Below are 24788 nucleotides of genomic sequence, written 5' to 3' on the forward strand. Positions count from 1 at the left end.
GCTGGCCCTAGAACGCTACCGCAACACCCAGGCCCGCTTCGTTATCCACACTGTCTGAATCCAGCGCGCCGCGTCCGTAGAGGTCGAACTGAATTTGGGGTGTCATCATCCAGGTCACTCCCCCACCGGCGCGGTTGTTGTCATCGCCGTCGTCCTGGTTCTGGGTGAAGCCGGCATCCAGAAACACGGCCCACTGATCATTGAGCCGGGCATGCCAGGAGGGCACCACGGTGGTGGTGGATTCACTGCCGTCATCTTCGAAGCGCACACTGAGTTGTAGCTGGTGTCGATCATCCAGCCACCAGCCACCACTGATGGCGGCAAAGCTGCCATCCTCTTCTTCCTTGAAACTGTCGCTGGAGGTATCCATCAGCATGCCGGCCAGCAGGGCAGCGCGAAAGACCTCACCCCGATACAGGGCAAACTTGGCGCCAATGGAGCTGTCGCCCAGCCCGTCCAGATCGCCATTGTCGTTTTCGGATTTGAACTTCTGATAGCGATAGGCGTTGATGCCCACCTGAATTTCCATGTGGCTGATGACCTGCATACGCAGCAGGGTATTGAAATCCAGGGTGGTGATTTCCGGGCTTGCGCGCTGGTCCAGTGTGGCATCAGGCAGCCCCTGCTCAAGCACGATCCGGTGCTTGTCCAGGGTATCCGGGTTAAGGCCAAGGCCTCCACGTTCAAAGGGAGGGGCGGCCATTGCCATAGCGGGCAGGCATAGCAGGGCAACAATCCATCGTTGCATGAGGTCTTCACTCCTGAAGAAAAGAGGTTGCTGTGTGGACATGAAAATAAACCGTTACACCCTAGCCGAGAGAACCGGAATCAGCCATTAACCAAAAGGATTAAGGTAGGTTGCCCTTGCCTCACCCATTTCCTGTAGCAGCGCCGCTGGGTAGAGAAATTGAATTATCTTCACTTTTCCCTGTCATGCTAACGCCATATCTACATATTCCTTGCATAATGGCGGTCTAGACTCACTGGGCTGACGATCACGAGACGGAGAATTCAATGGGGCGGATCATTACGGTGGGAGCGTTGCTGGTCGCGATGGTGGCTGCAGCCTGGTGGATGCTGACACCGCAGCAGGCGCAACGCGGACAGCGTCCACCCACTGCCGTTAACCTGGCGCCCAGCATTGAACGGGATCTGGTGGATCAGGTGGAAGCGGTGGGCACCTCCCGGGCCGCCCAGGCCGTCGTGGTATTGGCGGAAGTGCCCGGCCGGGTGGCCGAAATCCACTTCCAGCAAGGGCAGCAAGTCAAACGTGGCCAGCTGCTGGTGTCACTGGATGATCGCAATGCCCGCGCGACGCTGGCACGCAGTGAAGCCGAGTTCCAGCGGGCCCAGGATGATTTTCGCCGGGGCCAGCAACTGGTGGAACGGCGTGCCATCTCTGAATCCGAAGTGGATACCTTTCGCACCGCTCTGGATTCGGCCCGCGCCGATCGTGATGCGGCCAGGGCCAATCTGAATGATCACAGCATCCGCGCGCCGTTCGCCGGGGTCGTCGGCCTGCGTCAGGTGGATGGCGGCGCCTACCTGCAGACCGGTGATGCCATTACCACCCTGGATAATCTGGGCCATATCGAAGTGGACTTTCAGGTGCCAGAACGCTATCTGGCAAGGTTGTCTGTGGGGCAGTCGGTGTCAGCCAGCAATGATGCGTTCCCGGATACGGCGTTTCAGGGGGCGATTACGCATCTGGACTCACGGGTGAACAGCAATAGCCGCAGCCTCACCGCGCGGGCCCGGCTCAACAACCCCGGTGATCGCATGTTACCCGGGCAGTTTTTGCGGATCACCGTGCAACTGGCGCAGCGGGCGGCCTTGCTGGTCCCGGAGCAAGCCATCATTACCCAGGGCGCACAGAGCTATGTGTTCACTGTGGACGCGCAACAGCAGGCGGTTCGCCATCCGGTGACCCTGGGGGGGCGCCGGGATGGCTGGGTGGAAATCACCAGTGGTCTGACCGGCCAGCCCGATGTGATCGTCAACGGGCACAGCCGCTTGGGTAGCGGCCAGCCGGTGAACGTGATCGATAATCCCGATGCCCTGCTGCCGGGGCAGCGGGCCCTGCTGGAACACACACCGGATCCGGCCAACGGCCCGGGGGCAGCGGCATGATCCTGTCGGATGTGTCCATCAAGCGGCCAGTATTTGCCACGGTGATCAGCCTGTTGATCGTGGTGTTCGGCATCAGTGCGCTGATGAAGCTGCCCATCCGTGAATACCCGGATATCGACCCGCCGGAAGTGTCGGTGCGGGTGGACTATGCGGGTGCGGCACCGGAAGTGATCGATACCCAGATTGTTCAGGTGATCGAAGGGGCCATTGCCGGGGTGGAAGGGGTGCGCAAGATCGAATCGCGCAGTCGTCTGGGCTCGGCGCGTACCACAGCAGAATTCGATCTGGACCGGGATGTGGATATTGCTGCCAATGATGTGCGTGATGCGGTTTCACGGGTGCTGAACCGCCTGCCTGAAGAAGCCGATACCCCGGTGATTGCCAAATCCGATTCGGATGCCCGCCCCATCATGTGGGTTACCCTGACCAGTTCCACACTGGCCCCCCAGGAGCTGTCCGACTTTGCCGAACGCTCGTTGGTGGATCGCTTCGCGGTGCTCGATGGCGTCTCGGAAGTGATCATCGGCGGCGATCGCCGCTATGCCATGCGGGTGTGGCTGGATCGGCAGACCATGGCGGCCAACCAGGTGACGGTCACCGACATTGAACAGGCGCTACGCAGCAATAACGTGGAATTACCGGCCGGCCGTCTGGAGTCCCAGGCCAGGGCCTTCACGGTGCGCGCCGATAATCGGCTGAACACGGTGGCCGCCTTCGAAAAACTGGTGGTACGTCGCGCCGGTGACTATCTGCTGCGGCTGGGCGACGTGGCGCGGGTGGCGCTGGGTGTGGAGAACGATGACAGCGTGATCCGTGCCAACGGCGAGACGGCTATTGGTCTGGGGGTGGTGCGCCAGTCCAAGGCCAATACCGTGGTGGTGTCGGACCAGGTGCGCGAAGAGATTGAGCGTGTTCGCGAGAATCTGCCCGCGGACATCAGCCTGGATGTGAACTACGACGAATCCCTGTTTATCCGCGCCTCCATCCGCGAGGTGCTGATCACCCTGGGCATCTCCGTCACGCTGGTGATCGCGGTGATCTTCATCTTCCTTGGCAACCTGCGCGCCACCCTGATTCCGGCGGTCACCATTCCGGTGTCCATCGTCGGCGCCTTTATCGGCTTCGGGGTGATGGACTTCTCCATCAATGTACTCACCTTGCTGGCGCTGATTCTGGCCATCGGCTTGGTGGTGGATGACGCCATCGTTATGCTGGAAAACATTCAGCGGCGTATCGATGAGGGGGAAACCCGTCTGGTGGCTGCCTATCTGGGTGCCCGTCAGGTGGCCTTCGCAGTGGTAGCCACCACCCTGACCCTGGTGGCGGTGTTTGTACCGATCTCCTTCATGGGTGGCGATGTGGGCAGGTTGTTTGGCGAGTTCGGGTTTACCCTGGCGTCCGCAGTGATCATTTCCAGCATCGTTGCCCTGAGCCTGGCGCCCATGCTCTGCAGCCGCTGGCTGCATCGCCACAGTGTTCGGGAGCAGCAAGGCCAAGGCAATGTTATCGATCGTGGCCTGCAACGACTGAACCGGATCTATGCCGGTGGCCTGAAGGCCACCCTGGCCACCCCCTGGCCATTGATTGCCGGTTCCGTCCTGTTATGTGTCTTTGCCGTGCTGCTGTTCCGGCAATTGCCCCAGGAACTGGCCCCCACCGAAGACCGCGGGGTGTTCATCATTCCGGCGTCGGCTCCCCAGGGCTCCACCTCTGAGTATGCCCAGCACCACACCCGGGAAGTGGAGAAGATTCTGATGCCGCTGGTGGAAAAAGGCGAAGCAGAACGGGTGTTGGCCATCATCGGCTTTCGGGGGGTCACCGAGCGTGCCTTTACCATCGTGCGCTTGAAGGACTGGGACGAGCGCGAGCGAACCCAGCAGGACATCGTCAACAGCATTCGTGGCCCCATTTCTCAAGTTACCGGGTTGCGCGCGTTTCCGGTCAATCCGCCGGGGCTGGGGCAGAGTGCCTTCGATCAGTCACTGGAAGTGGTGGTGGCCGGGCCGGACTATGAACAGGTCCAGGCCTGGAGCGAAACCCTGATGCAGGCCATGGGGGAGAATCCCAATCTGACCAGCATCGATACCGACTTTGAGCAGACCCAACCGCAGCTGGATGTGAAACTGGACCGGGAGCGCGCAGCGGATCTGGGTATCACCGCCACGGATGTGGGGGAGACGCTGCAGGCCATGTTTGCCACCCTCACCGTGTCCACCTTTGTGGATCGCGGGCGTGAGTACGATGTCATGCTGGAAGCAGAAGAAGGGGACAGTGAAACCCCGGAAGACGTCCTGCCCATCTACCTTCGCAGCAGCAGCGGTGAACTGGTGCCCTTCTCCAGTGTGGTGGAGCTGACTACCACCGGGGATGCGCCGGAACTGCGTCGCGTGGATCGCCTGCCGGCGATTACCCTGTCTGCCAATCTGGTGGAGGGCTACGATCTGGCCTCGGCCATGCGGGATGTGGAGCAGGCAGCCCGGGACAACCTGCCGCTGGAAGCCCGCATTGGTTACAAGGGCATGGCCGAAGAACTGCAGGAATCTTCCTCGGCCATTCTGATTACCTTTGGCCTGGCTCTGGTGATTGTGTTCCTGGTGCTGGCGGCCCAGTTTGAAAGCTGGATCCACCCGTTGATCATCATGCTCACGGTGCCGTTGGCCCTGGCCGGTGCCGTGGTGGCCATGAGCGTCACTGGCGACAGCCTGAACATCTATAGCCAGATCGGCATGATCATGCTGCTGGGGCTGATGGCCAAGAACGGTATCCTGATCGTGGAGTTTGCCAACCAGCTCCGTGATCAGGGCAAGAGTGTGAAGGAGGCCATCTACGAAGGGGCCATAGTGCGCTTTCGGCCAGTGCTGATGACGGGGATATCGACCATCTTCGGGGCTGTGCCGCTGGTGCTGGCCACCGGGGCCGGCGCGGAAAGCCGTTTCACCATCGGTGTGGTGATCCTGGGCGGTTTGCTGTTCGCCACCGTGCTGACCCTGTTCGTGATCCCGGTGTTGTACCAGTGGCTGGCTCCCTACGCCTCCCCGGCGGATGCGGTGAAGCAGCAGCTGGATAAAGAGATGGAAAGAAGCAGTTGAAAGTTCAAAGTTCAAAGTTGAAACGCGTATGATGACTTTGCCAAACGATAACGTCATCGTCCGCGCTTCAACCGGAAACGATTTCGCGGGCACGGCTTGTCAGAGTCATTCGGCGCTTATCGCGCTTTTGAACTTTCAACTTTAAACTCGCTTCTCAATGACTGATTTTGAACTGATCCGCAGCAAACGTCGCAGCCTGGAACTGCGCGTACTGGAAGACGGGACCGTCCAGGTACGGGCGCCACAGCGTGCGCCATTGCGCATGGTGCAGACGTTTGTGGACAGTCGCCGGCAGTGGATTGCCGAGCAACAGCAGCGTCAGGCCAGTCGGCCACGGCAGCGCTGGCAGGATGGCGAGGTACTGGCCTGGCGGGGTGAATCGCTGAAGATGGATGTTTGTGAAGGCCGCACCCGGGTGGTTGTCAGCGGGCCCTATCTGTCCATCCGTGTGCCGCAGCCCGATGATGAGATCACAGTCAGAACGGCGGTGGAAGGCTGGATGCGCCGTCAGGCAAAACCGGTGTTTGAAGACAGTATCCAGCGACAGTTTGGCTGGTTTGAGCAACAGGGTTTCCAGCGTCCGACACTACGCATCAAGAAAATGCGAACCCGCTGGGGCTCACTCTCGGCGCGCGGTTACATCAACCTCAACATGGCCCTGCTTCACTATCCTCCACAAGCGTTGGATTACGTGGTCATGCACGAGCTGTGTCACCTCAAACACATGGATCATGGCCCAGGCTTCCATGCCCTCATGGATGCCCGCATGCCCGACTGGCGCCAGCGCAAGGATCTCCTCGAACAGCCCCTGTTCCAACCGTGAATCAAAACCACCCACCCTCCCCGTAGGAGATTCTATGTTGTCCACCCCTTTTATGAGGCAGGCATAGATACGTAGTCAGTACGGCTCTTCATCAGCGCGAAGGCGATACGGACCAGCTTACGTGCGAGGATGACCAGGGCCTGCGTTTTCGCCAGGCCACGGTCGAGATAACCTTGGTAGACACCCGCCCAGCGGGCGCTTTTACGAGCGGCCATGGCCGCACAGTAAAGCAGTCTGCGGGTCTCTGAGTCGCCTTTTTTGGTCAGCTTGCGTTTTCCCGTTCTGGTGCCGGAGTCCTTTACATGGACATCCATCCCCAGGAAGGCGACGAAGGCGTCGCTGTTGCGGAAGTCTCCTCGCAGGAAGGCCATGACCAAGGCGTAAGCCGTCAGATCGCCCACACCTTCCAGAGATTTGCAGCGTTGTACCTGATCGCAGAGCCCTGCCTCTCTTACGGTGTTGCGAAGATGCTTCTGGATTAGTGTATCCAGACTGTTGATCTGTGAGATCAGCCTTGTCAGGCTCGCCTTGAGAATCTTTTCGCCACCCAGGCTCTGTTGGATCATGGTTCGCGCCTTGATCAGCGCCGCGCGGCGGCGTAGCAGTGTCTGCAGTGTTCGATACGCCTTGGGCGGCGGGCTCCAACGGCGCAGATCCTCCTTCTCTCTCTGCAGATGGCGGGCAAGCAGCTGGGCGTCAGAGGCGTCTGTTTTAGCTCGGCCGCCTGTTCCCTTGCGGTAGCTGCTGAGACGTGAAGCATCAATGACGTAAATGTGGTGCCCTTTGGCATGGGCCAACTCGATGACTGCCATGTGGTAAGTCCCTGTGGCCTCAATGGCGATCTCACAGGAGCATGGCAGGCTCTTGAGCCAGTGTTTAATGGCTTTGGGGGTGTTCTCGATGGTGAACGTCTGGCCCTGGAAATGAATGACCAACTCGGCCTTGGCGACGTCGATGCCGACGATAGATCTTGCTACTTGCATTGCCACTGAACTGCCCCTTGAGCTAGGTTACACATGCTTGTCGGGGCGCACCTAAACGCTGGCTTGCTGGTATCGTCGGTCTGAGGTGCAACTCAGCCGATGGATTCTTTATCGGCGTATGAATAGGTGCGGGGTGGGGCCAAGTCTCCTACCGTCTGTACCCTGAGGTCAGATGCGTCGTTGGTCCCTCCACCCCGGCAAGTCCTGCATCATTGCAGGAGAGGCATTCAAACATACAAGCGTCGCTTGAGACGCGAACCGAGCGTAGCGAGGACCCCGTAACGTTATCCAGAACCCTTCGCGCCTCAAGCGGCGCTCCTACAGCCAGGCAGCATTCCAGTAAGGGTAATCAGCCAGCCGGGATACCAGCCCTGCTCTCAGGGGATTGGCGACGATATACCGTGCTACATCCTTGATGGATTCTTCCTGTCGTAGTGCGTGATCGTGATAGCCTCGTTGCCAGATCGGCATTCCGCAACGGCGCGCGGAAGATGATTTGACCATATTGATCGTGTGGGACAGTGAGTAGCAATCGCCGAGCATGAACAACCAGTGCAAATGGTCAGGCATAACCACGAAGCACAGTGTGTCACTGGCGGACAGCTGATCAGATCGCTGGATAGCCCGGCATAGCGTCCTTGCATGATCATGCTCAGAGAACCAGAGGTATCGTCCCCTGGTGACAGTGGTGATGTGGTAGATATTGCGGGCTTGAGAGTGTCGACCTTTTCTCAAGTTGCTTCCATGGAATGTGCGGCTCATGAAGAAAGAGGTTAGAAAGCCGGACTGCTCATGACTGTCAGCGATATCGGAAATTTCTGTAGATACCCTGTTCAAGCGCAAGCATTTTTCGCATGGCAATCACTAAAAAGCAGTGATGAATCGAACGGGGTGTCCGTCTTAACGCAGGCCCACAGGCCAGTCAGATACTTACGCATTACCGCCACCTGGGCCTGCAGCTTGGTTTTCCCGCGGGCGACCAGGGCCTCATAAAATGCCTTGGCATTCGGGTCAAAGCGCACGGCGGACATGGCAGGCATATACAGCGCTGAGCGTATGTACACGTTGCCCGCTTTACTGATCCTTGAGGCCTGATGAACGCTGCTTCCAGACTGGTACAGACGTATATCCAGGCCCGCATGACGGCTTACCTGAGCGGATTTCAGATGATCCGGCAAGACGCACAGCTCAGCCAGCAACGCGAGGGCCGTTGCCTCCGCAATGCCCTTGGCTGCGCAGAAGTGCTTATACAAGCGCTTGAGCTCAGGTGATTCTCCCAGAAGCTCCACCGCAGCCCGCTTCAGCCGATCAATGCGTCGATCCAGCATCTCAATCGCTTCCTGCTCATCTTCAACGAGCAGCGTGGGCGTAGACTGGGTGGCCTTCATGGCATGGAGGCGGTTCTTTGCCTGTGTCCGGCTACCGGTCAGGCGGTTGATCTGCCTTCCGAGGCTTCGAAGGGCCTGACGGTGCTGATCTGGTGGTGTCCACAACCGGGGCTCCATCCGCATGCCGTACTCGGCCAGAAGTGCCGCATCTATGCTGTCGGTCTTGCTGTTCTGCAGCTTGATATTGGCGAAGTTCTTGGTGCTTTTGGGGTTAATCACTGCCACGGGCAGGCCGGCCTCAACCAGAGCCACCGCCAGATCAAAGTAATACACTCCTGTTGCTTCCATGACGATGCACTTCGGTCGAAGCTTTTTCATCGCGGCAATCATGGAATTGTGGCCATCAGGGGACTGCTTGTACTGCTTGGGCTTGCTGAACCTACCATCGCCAAAGCTCACAACATCCACAGAACTAGCACCAATATCCACACCGGCAAATACAGACATACCCTTCACTCGCAACGCTGAATTAACGACAATAGTCACCGGTTCCCCGACCTCGCACTGACTTACCTGCTACCGACCTTGTGATACGAAGTCTCGCGCAAGCGGCTTCGGGATACCCTTCGGAGTAGGTAATGAGGCGGGGAGCCGCTCTACAGACGAAGTCAGAGCAAGCTGCTTCCAGGAGCGAACGGCCTCCCCGGTAACCGGTAAACCATAATTCATATGGTGAAGTGGCAACATACAAGGAGCGGCGCTTGAGCCGCGAATGTGGTGACAGGCGCTGAAAGCGGCTGGTGTGATGGGGCACTTTCAGCCAGGCACAAAAAAACCCGCCGAAGCGGGTTTTTTTGTTGTGCCGAAGCAGTGCTTATTCAGCCACTACGTTGGCAGCCTGAGGGCCTTTCGGGCCCTGCTGGATCTCGAAGGAAACCTTCTGACCCTCGGCCAGGGTTTTGAAGCCTGAGCCGGTGATTGCGCTGAAATGAACGAATACGTCTGCACCACCATCGTCCTGGGAGATGAAACCAAAACCCTTGGACTCGTTGAACCACTTCACAGTTCCAGTAGCCATGTGAATCTATACCTCAAAATCTATTACTTAGGGTGTTGCTTGCAAACCATGATGGGGGTGTTCGGAGACAACTTCAGCTTCACGCAGGGAAGGCAACTACCAACACAAACTCCGGCCATAATTCGCAGCCACCTCCGACTCTACTCCCCTTTTTTGATCAGCACCACCCCTTTTTAAAGCCTGTTTTCAGGCGTTTATAGCGGGCTTGTCACGAAACGGACAGACATCTCGTGACGCTCATCAGGCGCCAGTGTCAGCACGTCATCCAGCACCCGGGCAGTTTCAATACAGAGCATGCGTTGCCAGGCGTCCGGGGCGAACTGACTGAGCCGCTGGCTCTTTTCCACCCATGGATTCCAGACCACTGCAGAGTGGCTGCCAGTGGTGGTCAGGGTCACCCTCCTTTGCCACCCCGGGTCATCAATGTGCAGGGTGGGGCCAAGCTGCAGGTAAAGCCGGTCGGTTTCCTCGCGGAACGTGAGCGGGCCGCTTTGCCGATGGCTGTGCCAGTCATCCATGGCATCCACGTAGGGTTTCTGGTCCAGCCCCTGCAGGGTGACCTGACGACTGTCGCTGACCGCAAAGTAGCTGTGCAAGGCCTGGGACAGCGTTACCGGGTTGACCCCCACATTGTGGTTCACCAGGCTCAGGGTCAGGGCAGTATCCAGGCGGATTTTCAGGCTGGGCTGCACGGCGGGGCAGGCATCGACAAGCTGTGTCGGTTCAGGCTGGAATACCAGCTCTGCCACATCGTCGCTTTGCTGCTGGTCGATGAGCGTCCAGGCAATGGAGCGCACCAGCCCATGGGCGGGAGGATCGTCCAGCGAATACGCCTGCTGCACGGCATCCGGATTAAAGGCCAGCCCGCCAAACCAGGGCCAGCACACCGGCACCCCGCCGCGCACCCCGGCACCCGACACATAGGCGGCCTGTTCACTGAGCCAGATAATGGGCGGCTCGTTATCCAGTCGGTACTCCAGCACCTGGGCGCCCTGTTCGGCGACCACCAGTGCCTGGCCACGGTGCCGAACCTGCCAACAGGCCAGTTCGCCACGGGTGATTGGTGAAATAGATGAGGTCATCCGTTACCTGTGGTTTGAGTTTAAAGTTCAAAGTTGAAAGTTAAAAAGCGCGGGGGATGCCCCTGGCTCTGAAAGGCCGTGCCCGCGCGATTACTGTTAATCGCGGGCACAGCGGTTGAAAGTCCAAAAGTCTATGTCGCGTTTTAACTTTGAACTTTTAACTTTCAACTTGCTCACTTGATCCCCGCCGCAATCTCCAGTTCACGAATGGACTGCTCCAGATAATCCAGCAACCGCTGCATGGATGGCAGGGTGCGGCGGCAGGCAATGAGACCAAACTCCAGTTGGTCCACATAGCTGGTGAGGGTGATATTCAGGGCAATGTTGTTGAGCGCGATAGACACCGGGTACATCCCCTTGAGCTCGGCGCCATTCCAGTAAAGCGGTGACTTGGGTCCGGGCACATTGGAGATGATCACGTTAAAGGCACGCCACTTGGGGGCCAGGCCGGTCAGCAGGTTGAGTCCGGTGGGCGCCATGGTCAGAGCTGTGAAGTTGAGGATCTCCTCGGGGCTCATCTGCGCGAAACGTTGCTTGGCTTCCTCGATGGAGTCGTGGATCACCTGGATACGCATGCCGGGATCACACACATGGGTGCCCAGGTTGGCCAGGATCATGCCGATCTGGTTACCGCCGGCACTGTCATCCTGACGCAGGCTCATGGGCACCATGGCAATCAGCGGCTCGTCTGGCAGGGCGTGCTGGCTGATCAGGTATTCACGCAGCGCATGGCCACACATGGCCAATACCACGGTATTTACGGTGCAGTTGAAGGCCTTGGCGATGACCTTGAGGCGCGACAGGCTGTAACTCTGTGCCGCAAACCGGCGAGAACCGGTGATGCTCTGATTGAGAATGGTGTCCGGCGCCTGAAAGATGGACACATAGTTCTCATCGTTCTTGGCTTTCTGGGTAACCTTGTACACTTCCCGGGCCAGCCCTGGCACCGTGGCGGCCTGCTTGCTCAGCCCGGCGCCCAGACGGGCCAGGCTGGAGGCCACATCCACCGGATTGCTGGGCAGCGAACGGGGCTTTTTCTTTATCTGGAACGCCCAGCCCGGGGCCATGTCCAGTTCATCGGGATCGGTGGAGAGTGTGCGGGCGGCGGTGCGCATGGCGGAAATGCCATCCATCACCGAATGGTGAATCTTGTAATAAAGGGCAAACTGGCGGCCACGGATACCTTCGATCAGGTGGCACTCCCACAGGGGACGCTCACGGTCCATCAGGTTGGAATGTTCGGCGGAAATCAGTGACAGCAGTTCCCGGATCCGGCCCGGCTTGGGCAGGGCTTCATGGCGAAAGTGGTGATCCAGATCGAATTGCTTGTCCTCGGTCCAGTAGTACTGGCCAAGCCGGCGGGTAAGCTTCTGGTTGAATGGCGCCACCGGGTTGCTGTAGTCACGCATCTGTTCGGCCAGTTCGCTGACATACTTGGGGCCGGCGCCTTCGGGAAAGTGGAACAGTTGCAGCCCGCCCACATGCATGGGTTGCTGGCGTTTTTCCAGCCACAGGAATAGTTGGTCTACCGGGCTAAGAGCTTTCATAGTGTCCAGATCCTTTTCACTTATCGTTATTTCCATCTACACAGCCTGTCATGGAAGTGAAATGCAGTCTCCATGCCAACCGGCCTATTACTGTGCAGAGAAGATCATAGTAGCAAACGGGCAGGGGGGTCACTGTGTGTGACCTGTAAAAATCCCGGCGTTGGAGTGAATAAATCGGGCTGTCTCAGTGAGCGATGTTATCGACTGAAATTCAGGACATGACAGACCCGTGAAATCCGCCATAAGCATGCATTTTGCCTCTTGCACCCGGGGGCGCTTTGACGAAGACTCAGGGTCTGACTGATGGGTCATTCCGGGGCGATAGGGAGAGCGACCTGGCTTGACGTCATGTATCACGCCGCTTGCGGCAGACACCCCGGGAAAGGGGGCTGGTCGTGCCCGCACAGGCATTCATCCCATGAATACTGAAAATAGACCATATTGATTATGTTTATGGGATGGCCGGGTCTAGAATGCGCAGCATCGAAGGCCGGCATGTCATGACATGAACAGGGTTGCCCCTCTCCGGTATCGATTAACCAATTCTTTTATCAGAGGTTCACCATGTCATACACCAAAGACATCGAAGCACTGGGCTCCGTGATTGGCGCCAACAGCACCTGGAAAGATATCAATCCGGAATCTGCTGTTCGCATGCGTCTGCAAAACCGTTTCAACACGCATCTGGACATCGCCAAGTACAACGCCAAGATCATGCGTGAAGACATGGCTGCCTATGATGCTGACAACTCCAAGTACACCCAGTCCCTGGGTTGCTGGCACGGTTTCATCGGCCAGCAGAAGATGATCTCCATCAAGAAGTACTTCGGTGGCACCAAGCGTCGTTACCTGTACCTGTCCGGCTGGATGGTTGCTGCCCTGCGCTCCCAGTTCGGTCCGCTGCCTGATCAGTCCATGCACGAGAAGACTTCCGTTGCTGACCTGATCCGTGAACTGTACACCTTCCTGAAGCAGGCTGACGCGTGGGAACTGAACCACCTGTACCGCAACCTGGACGCCGCCAAGGAAGCTGGTGATTCCGCCAAGCAGGCTGAAATCATCAACCAGATCGACAACTTCGAAACTCACGTTGTTCCGATCATCGCTGACATCGACGCTGGTTTCGGTAACCCGGAAGCCACCTACCTGATGGCCAAGCAAATGATCGAAGCGGGTGCGTGCTGTATCCAGATCGAAAACCAGGTTTCCGACGAGAAGCAGTGTGGTCACCAGGACGGTAAAGTCACCGTTCCCCACGCCGACTTCCTGGCCAAGATCAACGCCGTACGTTACGCCTTCCTCGAGCTGGGCGTTGACGATGGTGTGATCGTTGCCCGTACCGACTCTGAAGGTGCTGGCCTGACCAAGCAGATCGCCGTTTCCCAGAAAGAAGGCGACCTGGCTGATCAGTACAACTCCTTCCTGGAAGGTGAAGAAGTGACTGATCCGTCCTCCGTTCAGCACGGTGACGTTCTGGTCAAGACTGCTGGCAAGCTGATCAAGCCGACCAAACTGGCTTCCGGCCTGTTCCAGTTCCGTCGCGATTCCAACATCGATCGTGTTGTTCTGGACTGTGTCACCAGCCTGCAGAACGGCGCTGACCTGCTGTGGATCGAGACTCCGACTCCGAACGTTGCGCACATCAAGCACATGGTTGATCGCATCAAGGAACAAGAGCCGAACGCCAAGCTGGTTTACAACAACAGCCCGTCCTTCAACTGGACCCTGAACTTCCGTCAGCAGGTATTCGATGCCTGGTCTGAAGAAGGCAAGGACGTTTCTGCCTACGAGCGCGATTCCCTGATGAGCGTGAAGTACGACGAAACCGAACTGGCTGAAGTGGCTGACGAGTGGGCCAAAGAGTTCCAGGCCAAGGCTTCCCGCGAAGCCGGTGTATTCCACCACCTGATCACTCTGCCGACCTACCACACCGCTGCTCTGTCCACCGACCAGCTGGTAGAAGGCTACTTCGGCGAAGAAGGCATGCTGGCCTACGCCAAAGGTGTTCAGCGTCAGGAAATCCGTCGCAACATCGCTACCGTGAAGCACCAGGACATGGCCGGTTCCAACATCGGTGATGACCACAAAGAGTACTTCTCTGGTGAAGCTGCGCTGAAAGCCGGCGGTAAAGACAACACCATGAACCAGTTCGAGAACAACTAAGTTCCGATCTGTTCAAGGTAAGTCTTGAAGAAGCGGCCCCCGAAAGGGGGCCGCTTTTTTTGGTTCATCGCGGGTTAGCCGGAAGTTGCTGCTACCAAGGTCTTCCCGTAGTAGCGTCGGTTATTCGGCTCCGCGCACCCGTGCAGGCCGCCTTGTCGCCTTGTCAGGCGTTCCTTCGCTCCGCTCGGTGGCGGCGCGATTCCAGCGCTTTACTTCTCCCTGGGTGAAGCCGCTGTCTGGTGGGAGGTTCAGCTTGCTGAACGAAGGTTCTGGCAACAGCTCCCGATCCGAGGTTTCAGTGATCTTTGTGGTGAAAACGTTTTTCGATCCTGGTCTGAAATCGCGCCGCCAGCGACGCTCCTACGGAAAGGTGGGGCTTTCCCGGAATTCCGAGATGAACAAAAAAGGGGCGACCCGAAGGTCGCCCCTTTTTTAGCATCCGACGTCATAGATTTGACGTCCGATTTACCACTTACTCGTAATCGAACGAGAAGTGCTCTTCTTTCAGCTGCATGGTGCTCTTGGTGGGCTTCAGCGCGGCATCGGCGTGCCCTTTGGCGCTGGGCAGCATGCGCTCGAAGTAGAACTCTGCCGTGGCCAGTTTGGCTTTGTAGAATTCTGCCGGCTCGTTGCCACCGTTCTCCAGCTTGTCCTTGGCCACGCCAGCCTGCAGTGCCCAGAAGTACGCCATCATGGCGTAGCCGCTGTACATCAGGAAGTCGTAGCTGGCGGTGGAGACCATGTCGCGGTCCTTGGCGGCCACCAGCATGATGCGGGTGGTCAGGTAGTTCCACTCGGCAGCGATTTTCAGCAGCTTCCAGGCGAACGGGCGCAGTTTGGGATCGCGCAGGTTCTTGGTGCCGAAATCCACCAGTTTCTTGGTGAAGTCACGAACACACTTGCCCTTGGTGGTCAGCAGGACCTTGCGGCCCAGCAGGTCCAGGGCCTGAATGCCGGTGGTGCCTTCGTACAGGGTGGAGATACGCGCATCACGCACGATCTGCTCCATGCCATGTTCCTTGATGTAGCCGTGGCCACCGAACACCTGCATGCCGTCGTTGGCCACTTCCAGACCTTTCTCGGTGAGGAAGCCTTTCAGGATCGGGGTGAAGAAGCCCAGCTCGCTGTCCCAGTGCTCGTACTTCTTCATGTCGTTTTCCAGAATGCCGGAAATCATGTTGTCGGCGTACTGGGCAGAGAAGTACAGCATGGCACGGCCGCCTTCGGCGATGGCCTTCTGCTTGAGCAGCATGCGACGCACGTCACCATGGTGGATCAGGCTGTCGGCGATGGCATCGGGCTCTTTCTTGCCGGACAGGGCACGCATGGACTTACGCTCTTTGGCATAAGGCAGTGCACCCTGGTAAGACAGCTCGGCGTGGGCGATACCCTGCATGGCGGTACCCAGACGGGCAGTGTTCATGAAAGTGAACATGCACTCCAGGCCCTTGTTTTCCGGGCCGATCAGGAAACCGGTAGCTTCATCAAAGTTCATCACGCAGGTGGCGGAGGCCTTGATGCCCATTTTCTTTTCCAGGGAGCCAACGTTGACACCGTTGTCTTCACCGATCTTGCCCGGCAGGTACTTGGGCACGATGAACAGGGAGATCCCCTTGGTGCCTTTGGGGGCGTCAGGCAGGCGCGCCAGCACGATGTGGACAATGTTTTCCACCATGTCGTGGTCGCCGGAAGAGATAAAGATCTTGGTGCCGGAAATCTTGTAGGAACCATCCTTCTGCGGCTCGGCCTTGGTCTTTACCTGACCCAGGTCGGTACCACACTGGGGTTCGGTCAGACACATGGTGCCGCCCCAGGTCCCTTCGGTCAGCGGGACCAGGTAATCCTGCTTCTGCTCTTCAGTGCCGTGCAGCTGGATGGTGTTCATGGCGCCCAGGGACAGACCCGGGTACATGGAGAACGACCAGTTGGCGGTGGCCATCATTTCCTGCTTGATCAGACCCAGGGACATGGGCAGACCCTGACCGCCGTATTCCACTGGGTGGCTCAGACCCTGCCAGCCACCCGCCTGGAACTCTGCGTAGGCTTCCTTGAAGCCTTTCGGAGTGGTAACCACGCCGTCTTCCAGCTTACAGCCTTCCTCGTCACCGCTCTGGTACAGCGGACCGATGGTGTTCTCACACAGCTTGGCCATTTCACCAACGATGGCTTCCACCATATCCGGGGTGGCGTCTTCACCGTTGGGCAAGGTCTTGTAGTGACCTTCGAAATCGAACACTTCGTTCATCAAGAAGCGCATATCGCGCACGGGAGCCTTATAGTTCGGCATCAGAATTCCCTCGTCTCATCAGTCAGGCTGTCCATAGTGGGTTGCAGGATAAACCCGAACCGGACAGCGGATCACGGAGCGCATTGTTGGGGAAAGCACACTTAAAGACATTGACTGCCAAGGCGGGATAGGGCTGGCGTTACGGTGAATGGGCGTTCACGGGGTATTGAGCTTCGAGCTGCTAGCTATGAGCAAAACCGAACATTGCCACGAAGCCGCTGTAGGAGCCCAGCTTGCCTGGGCGATCCGAGCCAAAGCGAGGTAAGGATTCCAGAAGCGATTTTCGAAAACCTAAAACCCGGTGGCCAGTTAGGGTCTTGGCTTTTGAAACTCGTGACCCGAACCTTTTATTTCGCCGAGCCTCGGAGCGCGGTCGAACGACCGCTCCTACAGCGGCTCCGGTCTCACCTCTAGCCAAGTTCCCACAGCAGTTCTGCAGAAAGGGTTTTTCCTCACAGCTCAAAGCTCATAGCTCGCAGCTCTCTTACTTCTTCCCCTTCCAGCTATACATGGAAGTGGACACTCCGATGCGATACGCCACTTCGTCCCAGACCTTGCGGGGCAGGGCGGCCTTGAGCAGTTCGGTGGATTTGGCAATCGGTGGCTCAATCACGAAGCTGTCTTTCTTGATCATGCCCTTGATGATGCTGTTGACCACCTTTTCCGGGGTGAGCATGGGGGTGAGCAGCGGGGTTTTCACGCCGTCGAACATGCCGGTGGAAATGTAGCTGGGGCAGACCGTGGTCACGTCCACGTGCTTGATCTTGCGGACATCCAGTTCCAGGCGAATGGATTCGGAGAAACCCACCACCGCCCATTTGCTGGCGGCATAGGTGCTGCCATAGGGCAGGCCCACAAAGGCGGAAGCGCTGGCAATATTGACCAGGTAACCCTGCTTGGCCTGAATCAGATCATTGAGGAAGGCGTGGGTGGTGGCCATCAGGCCTTCGGTGTTGATGCGGAAGGTATTGAGATGCTGTTCCAGCTCTACCTGCTCGAACTCGCCGCCAAACACCACACCGGCATTGTTGATCAGCGCGGTGATCGGACCCACTTCCTCATGCAGCTTGTCACGGAATTTGGCAATGGACGCCAGTTTGCTCACATCCAGCACATAGGCATGGGCCTTGCCGCCGGCGGTCTTGATCCGGTCTGCCACCTCGCGGGCAGCAGCAATCCGCCGCGCCGTGACGATCACCTCCGCACCCTGTCTGGCAAACTCTTCCGCCATCAAGGCGCCAATACCGGCACCGGCGCCAGTGATCAGGATACGGTGATTATCAAAACGGGCCATGCGTCGTCCTTGCTGATGAGTTCAAAGTTGAAAGTTGAAAGTTCAAAAGCGCAGGATGGGTTCTCTGTTTTGAGATTCCGTGCCCGCGCCATTACCGTTAATCGCGGACACAGCATTGCAAGACAGAGCAGCCTGATCCGCGTTTCAACTTTAAACTTTCAACTCGTAACTGCTTTTATCCCGGCAGCTTCAGGCCAGCCATCACCACCAGCCCGTCTTCCACCGATCTGGCCCGCAGTCGCAGGCCGCTGATGCGTACCGTATCACCGACCACCGCCTGTTTCCCTACCTGTTTGGTAAACAATTCTGTCACGGTCAGGCCTTGCCAGAGCGGGGGCGGAGACTCCACCCCGTAGATGGCGATCAGTTGCGCCACCGGGGTCTTGCCGATCACGGTGAAATCGCCGTAATAGCGTTTCTCGTCCGGACTCATATGATGACACAGGTCTGACAGTGCCGGTTTGTGTGACAGCGGCGCCAGCCAGCTGATCAGATCGCCGGCCTCGATAACCGGTTCTTCCGTGGGGCTGTGCACCTGGTGATTACGGTACAGCATCAGCGGGGTGCGGCCTTCATCGGACAGTGCATTCAGTGGCTTGCCTACAGCGCGGGCACCTTCTTCCACCTGGAATTGCAGCAGGAAGCGGTCCCTCGGTGCGGCCAGCGGAACGATCTGACGGGCCTCGGTGGAGGGTGGCAGCGAGACCTTCATGCGTCGGGCCATGAACCGCAGGCTGGCACCCTGGCCGATCAGGGAAATCAGCACCACCACCAGGGTGATGTCGAACAGCAGATAGGTCTGCTCCACCCCGGCCAGCAACGGGAACACGGCCAGTACGATGGGCACCGCCCCGCGCAGGCCGGTCCAGGCGATAAAGATTTCTTCCCGGGCCTTGAAGCGAAAGGGCAACAGGCTGATCCACACCGCCACCGGCCGCGCGAACAGCATCAGGAACGCGGCTACGGCCAGCGCCCACACCAGGTGTTCAGTCAGCCGGGAGGGAGTCACCAGCAGACCGAGAATCAGGAACATGCCGGACTGGGCCAGCCAGGCCATGGAATCCATGGACTTGAGTATGTTGTCGCCGGTGCCGCCTCGGCGATTGCCCGCCACCAGCCCGGTGAGGTAAATGGCCAGAAAACCGGAACCGCCCACCAGATTGGTGACGGCGAACACCATGGCGCCACCACTGCACAGCAGCAGCGCGTGCAGGCCTTCGTTGCTGCGCACCCGCAACAGCACTTCACTGATCCCCACCCCCAGCAGCAGCCCCAGCAGGATACCCAGGCCGAACTGCTTGAGCAGAGTGATGGCCATGCCGAAGCCCCACTGAGTGTCCGGCTCCACCAACATGCCCACCAGCATCAGGGTGATAAAGATGGCCATGGGATCATTGAGCCCGGATTCAATTTCCAGGGTGCTGGCCACCCGCTCATTGAGCTTGACCCCGGCGCCCTTGATCACACTGAACACCGCCGCTGCATCCGTGGAGCCGATAATGCCGCCCAGCAGCAGCCCCAGGCGCCAGTCCACGCCCATCAACCAGATGGCAAACGCCCCCACCAGGCCAGCGGAAATCGCCACCCCCAGGGTGGCCAGACTGAGCGCCGGGCGCAGGCCCAGTTTGAAGGTGCTTAACCGGGTACGCAGGCCGCCATCCAGCAGGATCACCGCCAGGGCGATATTGCCGATTACATAGGCGGTGGAAAAATCATCGAATTCAATGCCGCCGATCCCGTCTTCACCAGCCAGCATCCCCACCACCAGGAAGATCAGCAGTGACGGCACCCCGAACCGGGCACTCAGCGAGCCCAGCAACAGGCCGGTAAACATCAGGCCGGTGCCGACAAGAAGGAAAAGGTTCAGAGAGTACAAGGAGTTTTCCGGTTAAGTGAGATCAGGGTTCTATAGTAGAATAGCTTACACGCAAGGGGTGGGTTGAGTTAAAAGTTGAAAGTTTAAAGTTGAAACGCGGTTCGGGGCTTTAGTGTGCGGCTACCCACTACCCGCGATTACCGGTAATGGCGCGGGCACGGAACCCCAAAACAGAGAGCCCATCCCGCGCTTTTGAACTTTAAACTTTCAACTTTGAACTGACTCTCCCGCGTGATGCTTGCAGCGTGAAGCGTTGTCCCTATACTATCGCGCCCCTTTGATCATATTTTGAGCAGCAGGCAAGCCCTGCAAGGTGTTTATCCATGGACTATTCCCAGCGTTATGGCGTGATCGTGATCGGTGGCGGTCATGCCGGTACCGAAGCCGCCCTGGCGTCTGCGCGCATGGGCGTGTCCACCCTGTTGCTTACCCACAACATCGAAACCCTGGGCCAGATGAGCTGTAACCCGGCCATCGGCGGTATTGGCAAGAGCCACCTGGTGCGCGAGATCGATGCCCTGGGCGGGGCCATGGCCCGCGCCACCGATAAAGGCGGCATCCAGTTTCGTGTGCTCAATGCCCGCAAGGGCCCGGCGGTGCGCGCCACCCGCGCCCAGGCGGACCGTATCCGCTACAAGGCGGCGATTCGCGACATCCTCGAAAACCAGCCCAACCTGACTATCTTCCAGCAGCCTGTCGACGACCTGATCGTGGACAATGGCCGCTGTGTCGGTGCCGTTACCAATATGGGGCTGCGTTTTCATGGCGATGCGGTGGTGCTGTGTACCGGTACCTTCCTGGGCGGCGTCATTCATATCGGCATGGACAATCATCAGGGCGGCCGTGCCGGCGATCAGCCCTCCAACGCGCTGGCCCGCCGTCTGCGCGAACTGCCGTTCCGGGTGGACCGCCTGAAGACCGGCACCCCGCCCCGGATCGACGGCAAAACCGTGGATTACAGCGTCATGGAAGAGCAGTGGGGCGATACCCCGCTGCCGGTGATGAGCTACCTGGGTAAGGTGGAAGAGCACCCGCAGCAGGTGTGCTGTTATATCACCCACACCAATGCCCAGACCCATGACATCATCCGCAGTGGTTTCGATCGCAGCCCCATGTTCACCGGCGTGATCGAAGGCACCGGCCCGCGCTACTGCCCGTCCATCGAGGACAAGGTGAATCGCTACCCGGACAAGGACACCCATCAGATCTTTGTGGAGCCGGAAGGCCTCGACACCCACGAGCTGTACCCCAATGGTATTTCCACCAGCCTGCCCTTCGATGTGCAGTTGCAGGCGGTGCGCTCCATCCGTGGCTTCGAGAACGCCCACATTACCCGCCCGGGCTATGCCATCGAGTATGACTTCTTCAATCCCCAGGACCTGAAGCACAGCCTGGAGACCAAGCACATGCCAGGGCTGTTCTTTGCCGGCCAGATCAATGGCACCACCGGTTATGAAGAAGCCGGTGCCCAGGGGTTGCTGGCGGGCCTGAATGCGGCGCGCATGAGCCTGGAGCAGGACGCCTGGACCCCCCGTCGCGACGAAGCCTACATTGGGGTATTGGTAGACGATCTGATCACCATGGGCACCCAGGAGCCCTACCGCATGTTCACCAGCCGCGCCGAATACCGGTTGCTGCTGCGTGAAGACAATGCCGACCTGCGCCTCACCGAAAAGGGCCACGAACTGGGTCTGGTGGACGACGAGCGCTGGGCTGCCTTTAACGCCAAGCGCGAGGGTATGGCAAAGGAAGAGCAGCGCCTGAAGAGCACCTGGGTGCGTCCGCAGACGCCGCAAGCCGAAGCAGTGAACCGCCTGATCGACAAGCCGCTCACCCGCGAGTACAGCCTGCTGGATCTGCTCAAGCGCCCGGAGCTGGATTACGCGGGCCTGGCGGATGCCGTCGCCCTGGAAGATCGCCCGGCCGAGGACGTGGTCGAGCAGATGGAAATTCTCGCCAAGTACGCCGGCTATATTGATCGTCAGACTGACGAGATCGAAAAGCTGCGCGCCGCGGAAACCACCGCCCTGCCTGCGGACTTCGATTATGAGCAGGTGAAAGGCCTGTCCAATGAGGTGAAGCAGAAGCTCGGCACCGTGCGCCCGGAAACCCTGGGCCAGGCGGGTCGCATTCCCGGGGTGACCCCGGCGGCCATTTCCCTGCTGATGATCTACCTGAAAAAACACCGCCACCAGAACAAGGCCGCCCAACACGCATGAGCCTGCCTGCACAACTTGCTGACACCCTGACCCGGGGCATTGATGCCCTGGGCGTGACCCTGAGTGATGACCAGCAGCGCCTGCTGCTCAACTACGTGGAACTGCTGGTGAAATGGAACCAGGCCTACAACCTGACTGCCATCCGCGATCCGCAGGAAATGGTGGTCCGCCACCTCCTTGATTCCCTGGCGGTACTGCCGTTCGTTGATAATGGCGACACCCTGGATGTGGGCACCGGCGCCGGCATCCCCGGCATTATTCTGGCGGTGTCCCGCCCGCAACAATCCTTCACCCTGCTGGATTCCAACGGCAAGAAGACCCGCTTCGTGCGCCAGGCCCGCCGGGAACTGGGTCTGGACAACGTGGAGGTTGTACACGGTCGCGTGGAACAGTACCGTAAAGCACCATCACAGATTATTTGCCGGGCCTTTGCCTCCTTGTCGGACATGCTGGCGCTGATGACGCCCATAATGACCGACAATACCCGACTGCTGGCCATGAAAGCGGCCAGCACGGAAGAGGAGCTGGCCACCCTGCCGCCAGGCTGGAAGGGGCATCACCACACCCTGACGGTTCCCGGGCTGGACGAGGCGCGCACCCTGGTGATCGTAGAGTCGGTTTCGTAGGTCGGAAATGGGCGTCAGCCCATCTCCGACAGGATGCCACGGCACGGGGTGGAGCGATCGGTGGAGATTGCCAGCAGCAATTTCCACCCTACAAAGAGCGGGTAGCAGGGTTTCGCGTCCGGCATCCAGCTTCTGGCGTCAGGCGTACAATCAAGGAGAACAGCGTGACCACCGTATTTGCCGTAGCGAACCAGAAAGGCGGCGTGGGGAAGACGACCAGCAGTGTGAACCTGGCCGCATCACTGGCTGCCACCCGCAAGAAGGTGCTGCTGGTGGACATCGACCCCCAGGGCAATGCCACCACCGGTTCCGGGGTGGACAAGTTCGATACCGACTACACCATTTACGATGTGCTCTGCGACGAAGTGCCCACCGAGCAGGCCATCGTCGGCACGCCGGAAGACAGCGGCTTTGACCTGATCACCGCCAATGGCGATCTTACCGCCGCCGAGGTGCAGCTGCTCGAGATGAAGTCTCGTGAATTTCGCCTGCGCAATGCGCTGGCGCGCATCCGAGACAACTACGATTACATCCTCATCGACTGCCCGCCGTCCCTGAACATGCTCACCGTGAACGCGCTGACGGCGGCGGACTCGGTGATCGTGCCGATCCAGTGCGAGTACTACGCCCTGGAAGGGCTCACCGCGCTGATGAATACCATTGAGAAGATCCGCACGGTGCTCAATCCCAAGCTGCACATCGGCGGCCTGCTGCGCACCATGTACGACCCGCGCAACAGCCTGTCCAACGACGTCTCCAACCAGCTCATCAGCCACTTCGGCGACAAGGTTTACCGCACCATCATTCCGCGCAACGTGCGGCTGGCGGAAGCGCCCAGCCACGGTGCGCCGGTGATCACCTATGATCCCAAGTCCCGAGGGGCGGTAAGCTACCTGGCCCTGGCCGGCGAAATCCTGCGCCGCGAACAGGCGCTCAAGAATCAGCCGGCAGCGGCATCGTAATTGCACGGCGACTGGAATTGTTTTTGCGCGTCAGGCATCCGGCGTCTGGCGTCAGGCATAAATTAAGGAAACACCATGGCGGCAAAGCGTAAACGCGGTCTCAGCAAGGGCCTGGATGCCCTGCTCAGCAGCAACGAGTCCTACCAGCAACGGCAGCAGGACGAAGTCAGCATCGAGTCCGAAGGGCAGCCGGATCCGGTCACCCAGCCCCCCCGTGACGGCGAGCTGCGCCACTTGCCGGTGGAATACATGGAGCGTGGCCGCTACCAGCCGCGCCGTGACATGTCCCCGGATGCTCTGGAAGAGCTGGCCGAGTCCATCCGTGCCCAGGGCGTGATGCAGCCCATCGTGGTGCGTCCGCTGGGCGAGAAGCGCTACGAAATCATCGCCGGTGAGCGTCGCTGGCGCGCCGCCCAGATGGCCGAACTGGAAACCATTCCGGCGGTGGTCCGCGAGGTGCCGGACGAAGCCGCCATCGCCATGGCCCTGATTGAGAACATCCAGCGGGAAAACCTCAATCCCATGGAAGAGGCCATCGCCCTGGGCCGTCTCAAGGAAGAATTCGGCCTGACCCATCAGCAGGTTGCCGACGCGGTAGGCAAATCCCGCGCCATGGTCACCAACCTGCTGCGTCTCATGGGTCTGGAAGCGGACGTGAAAAAGCTGCTCGAGCATGGCGACCTGGAAATGGGCCATGCCCGGGCCCTGCTGGCGCTGGAAGGCAACAAACAGATCGAGGCAGCGCGCACCGTGGTGGCCAAGGGCCTGTCCGTGCGCCAGACCGAAGAACTGGTACGGGATTTCGAGAAGGAAAAACCGGCCAAACCAGCCCCGGTGAAGGAAGATCCCAACGTGAAGGCGCTGGTCAACGATCTCTCCGAGCGTTTGGGTGCCCCGGTGCAGCTGCAGTCCGGCCAGGGCGGCAAGGGCAAACTGGTGATCAGCTACAACAACCTGGACGAACTGGACGGCATTCTGGCGCATATCAAGTAGAGCGCCTGACGCTGGATGCCGGACGCCAGACGCTGAAAACCGAAAATCAAAACCCGGCCACTGGCTTCTGTGGGAGCTTGCCTGCAAGCGATTTACCGCCATTCGCGTGCAAGCACGTTCCCACAGCAATGCCGCCAACACGGCCCGGCAGCGTAAGGCTGAAAAGGATTGCGCAAGGGTAAACAAATAAATTTTCGACGGACTGAACGGCATTCCGTACCGCTCTGGCAACCCCCTGAAGCGAATCCGTGTTCCACCATGGTCTAACTTTGACTAACAATCCACGCTCTACGGTTGCCACAAGCGAG

The 24788-nt window shown here is 58.9% G+C and carries 18 protein-coding genes; 8 read left to right on the forward strand and 10 right to left on the reverse strand.

The window, feature by feature from the left end; all coding sequences use genetic code 11:
* Window positions 1-7 precede the first annotated feature (7 nt).
* A complete protein-coding gene (locus HF945_RS15760) occupies window positions 8-748 on the reverse strand; it encodes a transporter (protein WP_290523516.1) in 741 nt (246 codons plus the stop codon).
* Between the two features lie 266 nt (window positions 749-1014).
* Here HF945_RS15760 and HF945_RS15765 point away from each other — a divergent pair, with 266 nt between their 5' ends.
* The 3 genes from HF945_RS15765 to HF945_RS15775 all read left to right on the forward strand — a co-directional run bounded on the left by HF945_RS15765 (window position 1015) and on the right by HF945_RS15775 (window position 6042).
* Window positions 1015-2130: an efflux RND transporter periplasmic adaptor subunit gene (locus HF945_RS15765; RefSeq protein ID WP_290523517.1), complete on the forward strand. Its 1116-nt coding sequence runs from the start codon at window positions 1015-1017 to the stop codon at window positions 2128-2130.
* The gene (locus HF945_RS15770) at window positions 2127-5219 is read left to right on the forward strand and encodes an efflux RND transporter permease subunit (protein WP_290523518.1); all 3093 of its coding nucleotides are present in this window, start codon (window positions 2127-2129) and stop codon (window positions 5217-5219) included. The genes HF945_RS15765 and HF945_RS15770 overlap by 4 nt, the downstream gene beginning before the upstream one ends.
* A gap of 157 nt (window positions 5220-5376) precedes the next feature.
* Window positions 5377-6042: a SprT family zinc-dependent metalloprotease gene (locus HF945_RS15775; RefSeq protein WP_290523519.1), complete on the forward strand. Its 666-nt coding sequence runs from the start codon at window positions 5377-5379 to the stop codon at window positions 6040-6042.
* Window positions 6043-6092: 50 nt separating this feature from the next.
* Here HF945_RS15775 and HF945_RS15780 read toward each other — a convergent pair whose 3' ends face one another.
* The 6 genes from HF945_RS15780 to HF945_RS15805 all read right to left on the reverse strand — a co-directional run bounded on the left by HF945_RS15780 (window position 6093) and on the right by HF945_RS15805 (window position 12060).
* The gene (locus HF945_RS15780; protein ID WP_290525365.1) at window positions 6093-7025 is read right to left on the reverse strand and encodes an IS110 family transposase; all 933 of its coding nucleotides are present in this window, start codon (window positions 7023-7025) and stop codon (window positions 6093-6095) included.
* 318 nt (window positions 7026-7343) lie between these two features.
* Window positions 7344-7787: a transposase gene (locus HF945_RS15785; RefSeq protein WP_290525432.1), complete on the reverse strand. Its 444-nt coding sequence runs from the start codon at window positions 7785-7787 to the stop codon at window positions 7344-7346.
* Between the two features lie 71 nt (window positions 7788-7858).
* Window positions 7859-8860, reverse strand: a complete 1002-nt coding sequence (locus HF945_RS15790) for an IS110 family transposase (RefSeq protein ID WP_290523520.1) — start codon at window positions 8858-8860, stop codon at window positions 7859-7861.
* Window positions 8861-9227: 367 nt separating this feature from the next.
* Window positions 9228-9431 (reverse strand): cold-shock protein, encoded by a 204-nt coding sequence (locus tag HF945_RS15795; RefSeq protein ID WP_011590014.1) that lies wholly within the window; start codon window positions 9429-9431, stop codon window positions 9228-9230.
* A gap of 194 nt (window positions 9432-9625) precedes the next feature.
* Window positions 9626-10513 (reverse strand): D-hexose-6-phosphate mutarotase, encoded by an 888-nt coding sequence (locus HF945_RS15800; RefSeq protein WP_290523521.1) that lies wholly within the window; start codon window positions 10511-10513, stop codon window positions 9626-9628.
* A gap of 173 nt (window positions 10514-10686) precedes the next feature.
* Window positions 10687-12060: a wax ester/triacylglycerol synthase family O-acyltransferase gene (locus tag HF945_RS15805; RefSeq protein WP_290523522.1), complete on the reverse strand. Its 1374-nt coding sequence runs from the start codon at window positions 12058-12060 to the stop codon at window positions 10687-10689.
* Window positions 12061-12624: 564 nt separating this feature from the next.
* On the opposite strand from HF945_RS15805, the gene HF945_RS15810 reads away from it, so the two are divergent.
* The gene (locus tag HF945_RS15810) at window positions 12625-14223 is read left to right on the forward strand and encodes an isocitrate lyase (RefSeq protein ID WP_290523523.1); all 1599 of its coding nucleotides are present in this window, start codon (window positions 12625-12627) and stop codon (window positions 14221-14223) included.
* 472 nt (window positions 14224-14695) lie between these two features.
* On the opposite strand, the gene HF945_RS15815 is transcribed toward HF945_RS15810, so the two are convergent.
* The 3 genes from HF945_RS15815 to HF945_RS15825 form a co-directional block, all read right to left on the reverse strand.
* Entirely contained in the window at window positions 14696-16510 is a 1815-nt protein-coding gene (locus HF945_RS15815; protein ID WP_290523524.1) for an acyl-CoA dehydrogenase C-terminal domain-containing protein, read from the reverse strand.
* A 484-nt stretch (window positions 16511-16994) separates the two neighbouring features.
* Entirely contained in the window at window positions 16995-17804 is an 810-nt protein-coding gene (locus HF945_RS15820) for an SDR family NAD(P)-dependent oxidoreductase (RefSeq protein WP_290523525.1), read from the reverse strand.
* Window positions 17805-17979: 175 nt separating this feature from the next.
* Entirely contained in the window at window positions 17980-19680 is a 1701-nt protein-coding gene (locus HF945_RS15825; protein WP_290523526.1) for a potassium/proton antiporter, read from the reverse strand.
* A gap of 323 nt (window positions 19681-20003) precedes the next feature.
* Between HF945_RS15825 and mnmG the strand changes: the two genes are divergently transcribed.
* From mnmG to HF945_RS15845, 4 genes are all read left to right on the forward strand, one after another.
* A complete protein-coding gene (gene mnmG / locus HF945_RS15830; RefSeq protein WP_290523527.1) occupies window positions 20004-21899 on the forward strand; it encodes a tRNA uridine-5-carboxymethylaminomethyl(34) synthesis enzyme MnmG in 1896 nt (631 codons plus the stop codon).
* On the forward strand, window positions 21896-22525 hold the full coding sequence (gene rsmG / locus HF945_RS15835; RefSeq protein ID WP_290523528.1) for a 16S rRNA (guanine(527)-N(7))-methyltransferase RsmG: 630 nt from the start codon (window positions 21896-21898) through the stop codon (window positions 22523-22525). Before mnmG ends, rsmG begins: the two co-directional genes overlap by 4 nt.
* Before the next feature lie 164 nt (window positions 22526-22689).
* Window positions 22690-23487: a ParA family protein gene (locus tag HF945_RS15840; RefSeq protein WP_290523529.1), complete on the forward strand. Its 798-nt coding sequence runs from the start codon at window positions 22690-22692 to the stop codon at window positions 23485-23487.
* Between the two features lie 75 nt (window positions 23488-23562).
* The gene (locus HF945_RS15845; RefSeq protein WP_290523530.1) at window positions 23563-24480 is read left to right on the forward strand and encodes a ParB/RepB/Spo0J family partition protein; all 918 of its coding nucleotides are present in this window, start codon (window positions 23563-23565) and stop codon (window positions 24478-24480) included.
* Window positions 24481-24788 lie beyond the last annotated feature (308 nt).

The sequence above is a fragment of the Alcanivorax sp. genome, assembly GCF_017794965.1.
Lineage (GTDB): Bacteria > Pseudomonadota > Gammaproteobacteria > Pseudomonadales > Alcanivoracaceae > Alcanivorax.

Bases quoted from the DNA above. Each gene is read 5' to 3' on its own strand.
- HF945_RS15770 (WP_290523518.1), top strand. From the start codon at position 2,127: ATGATCCTGTCGGATGTGTCCATCAAGCGGCCAGTATTTGCCACGGTG.
- HF945_RS15820 (WP_290523525.1), bottom strand. From the start codon at position 17,804: ATGGCCCGTTTTGATAATCACCGTATCCTGATCACTGGCGCCGGTGCC.
- mnmG (WP_290523527.1), top strand. From the start codon at position 20,004: ATGGACTATTCCCAGCGTTATGGCGTGATCGTGATCGGTGGCGGTCAT.
- HF945_RS15785 (WP_290525432.1), bottom strand. From the start codon at position 7,787: ATGAGCCGCACATTCCATGGAAGCAACTTGAGAAAAGGTCGACACTCT.
- HF945_RS15765 (WP_290523517.1), top strand. From the start codon at position 1,015: ATGGGGCGGATCATTACGGTGGGAGCGTTGCTGGTCGCGATGGTGGCT.
- HF945_RS15815 (WP_290523524.1), bottom strand. From the start codon at position 16,510: ATGCCGAACTATAAGGCTCCCGTGCGCGATATGCGCTTCTTGATGAAC.
- HF945_RS15810 (WP_290523523.1), top strand. From the start codon at position 12,625: ATGTCATACACCAAAGACATCGAAGCACTGGGCTCCGTGATTGGCGCC.
- HF945_RS15780 (WP_290525365.1), bottom strand. From the start codon at position 7,025: ATGCAAGTAGCAAGATCTATCGTCGGCATCGACGTCGCCAAGGCCGAG.
- HF945_RS15790 (WP_290523520.1), bottom strand. From the start codon at position 8,860: ATGTCTGTATTTGCCGGTGTGGATATTGGTGCTAGTTCTGTGGATGTT.
- HF945_RS15795 (WP_011590014.1), bottom strand. From the start codon at position 9,431: ATGGCTACTGGAACTGTGAAGTGGTTCAACGAGTCCAAGGGTTTTGGT.
- HF945_RS15775 (WP_290523519.1), top strand. From the start codon at position 5,377: ATGACTGATTTTGAACTGATCCGCAGCAAACGTCGCAGCCTGGAACTG.
- rsmG (WP_290523528.1), top strand. From the start codon at position 21,896: ATGAGCCTGCCTGCACAACTTGCTGACACCCTGACCCGGGGCATTGAT.
- HF945_RS15800 (WP_290523521.1), bottom strand. From the start codon at position 10,513: ATGACCTCATCTATTTCACCAATCACCCGTGGCGAACTGGCCTGTTGG.
- HF945_RS15805 (WP_290523522.1), bottom strand. From the start codon at position 12,060: ATGAAAGCTCTTAGCCCGGTAGACCAACTATTCCTGTGGCTGGAAAAA.
- HF945_RS15845 (WP_290523530.1), top strand. From the start codon at position 23,563: ATGGCGGCAAAGCGTAAACGCGGTCTCAGCAAGGGCCTGGATGCCCTG.
- HF945_RS15760 (WP_290523516.1), bottom strand. From the start codon at position 748: ATGCAACGATGGATTGTTGCCCTGCTATGCCTGCCCGCTATGGCAATG.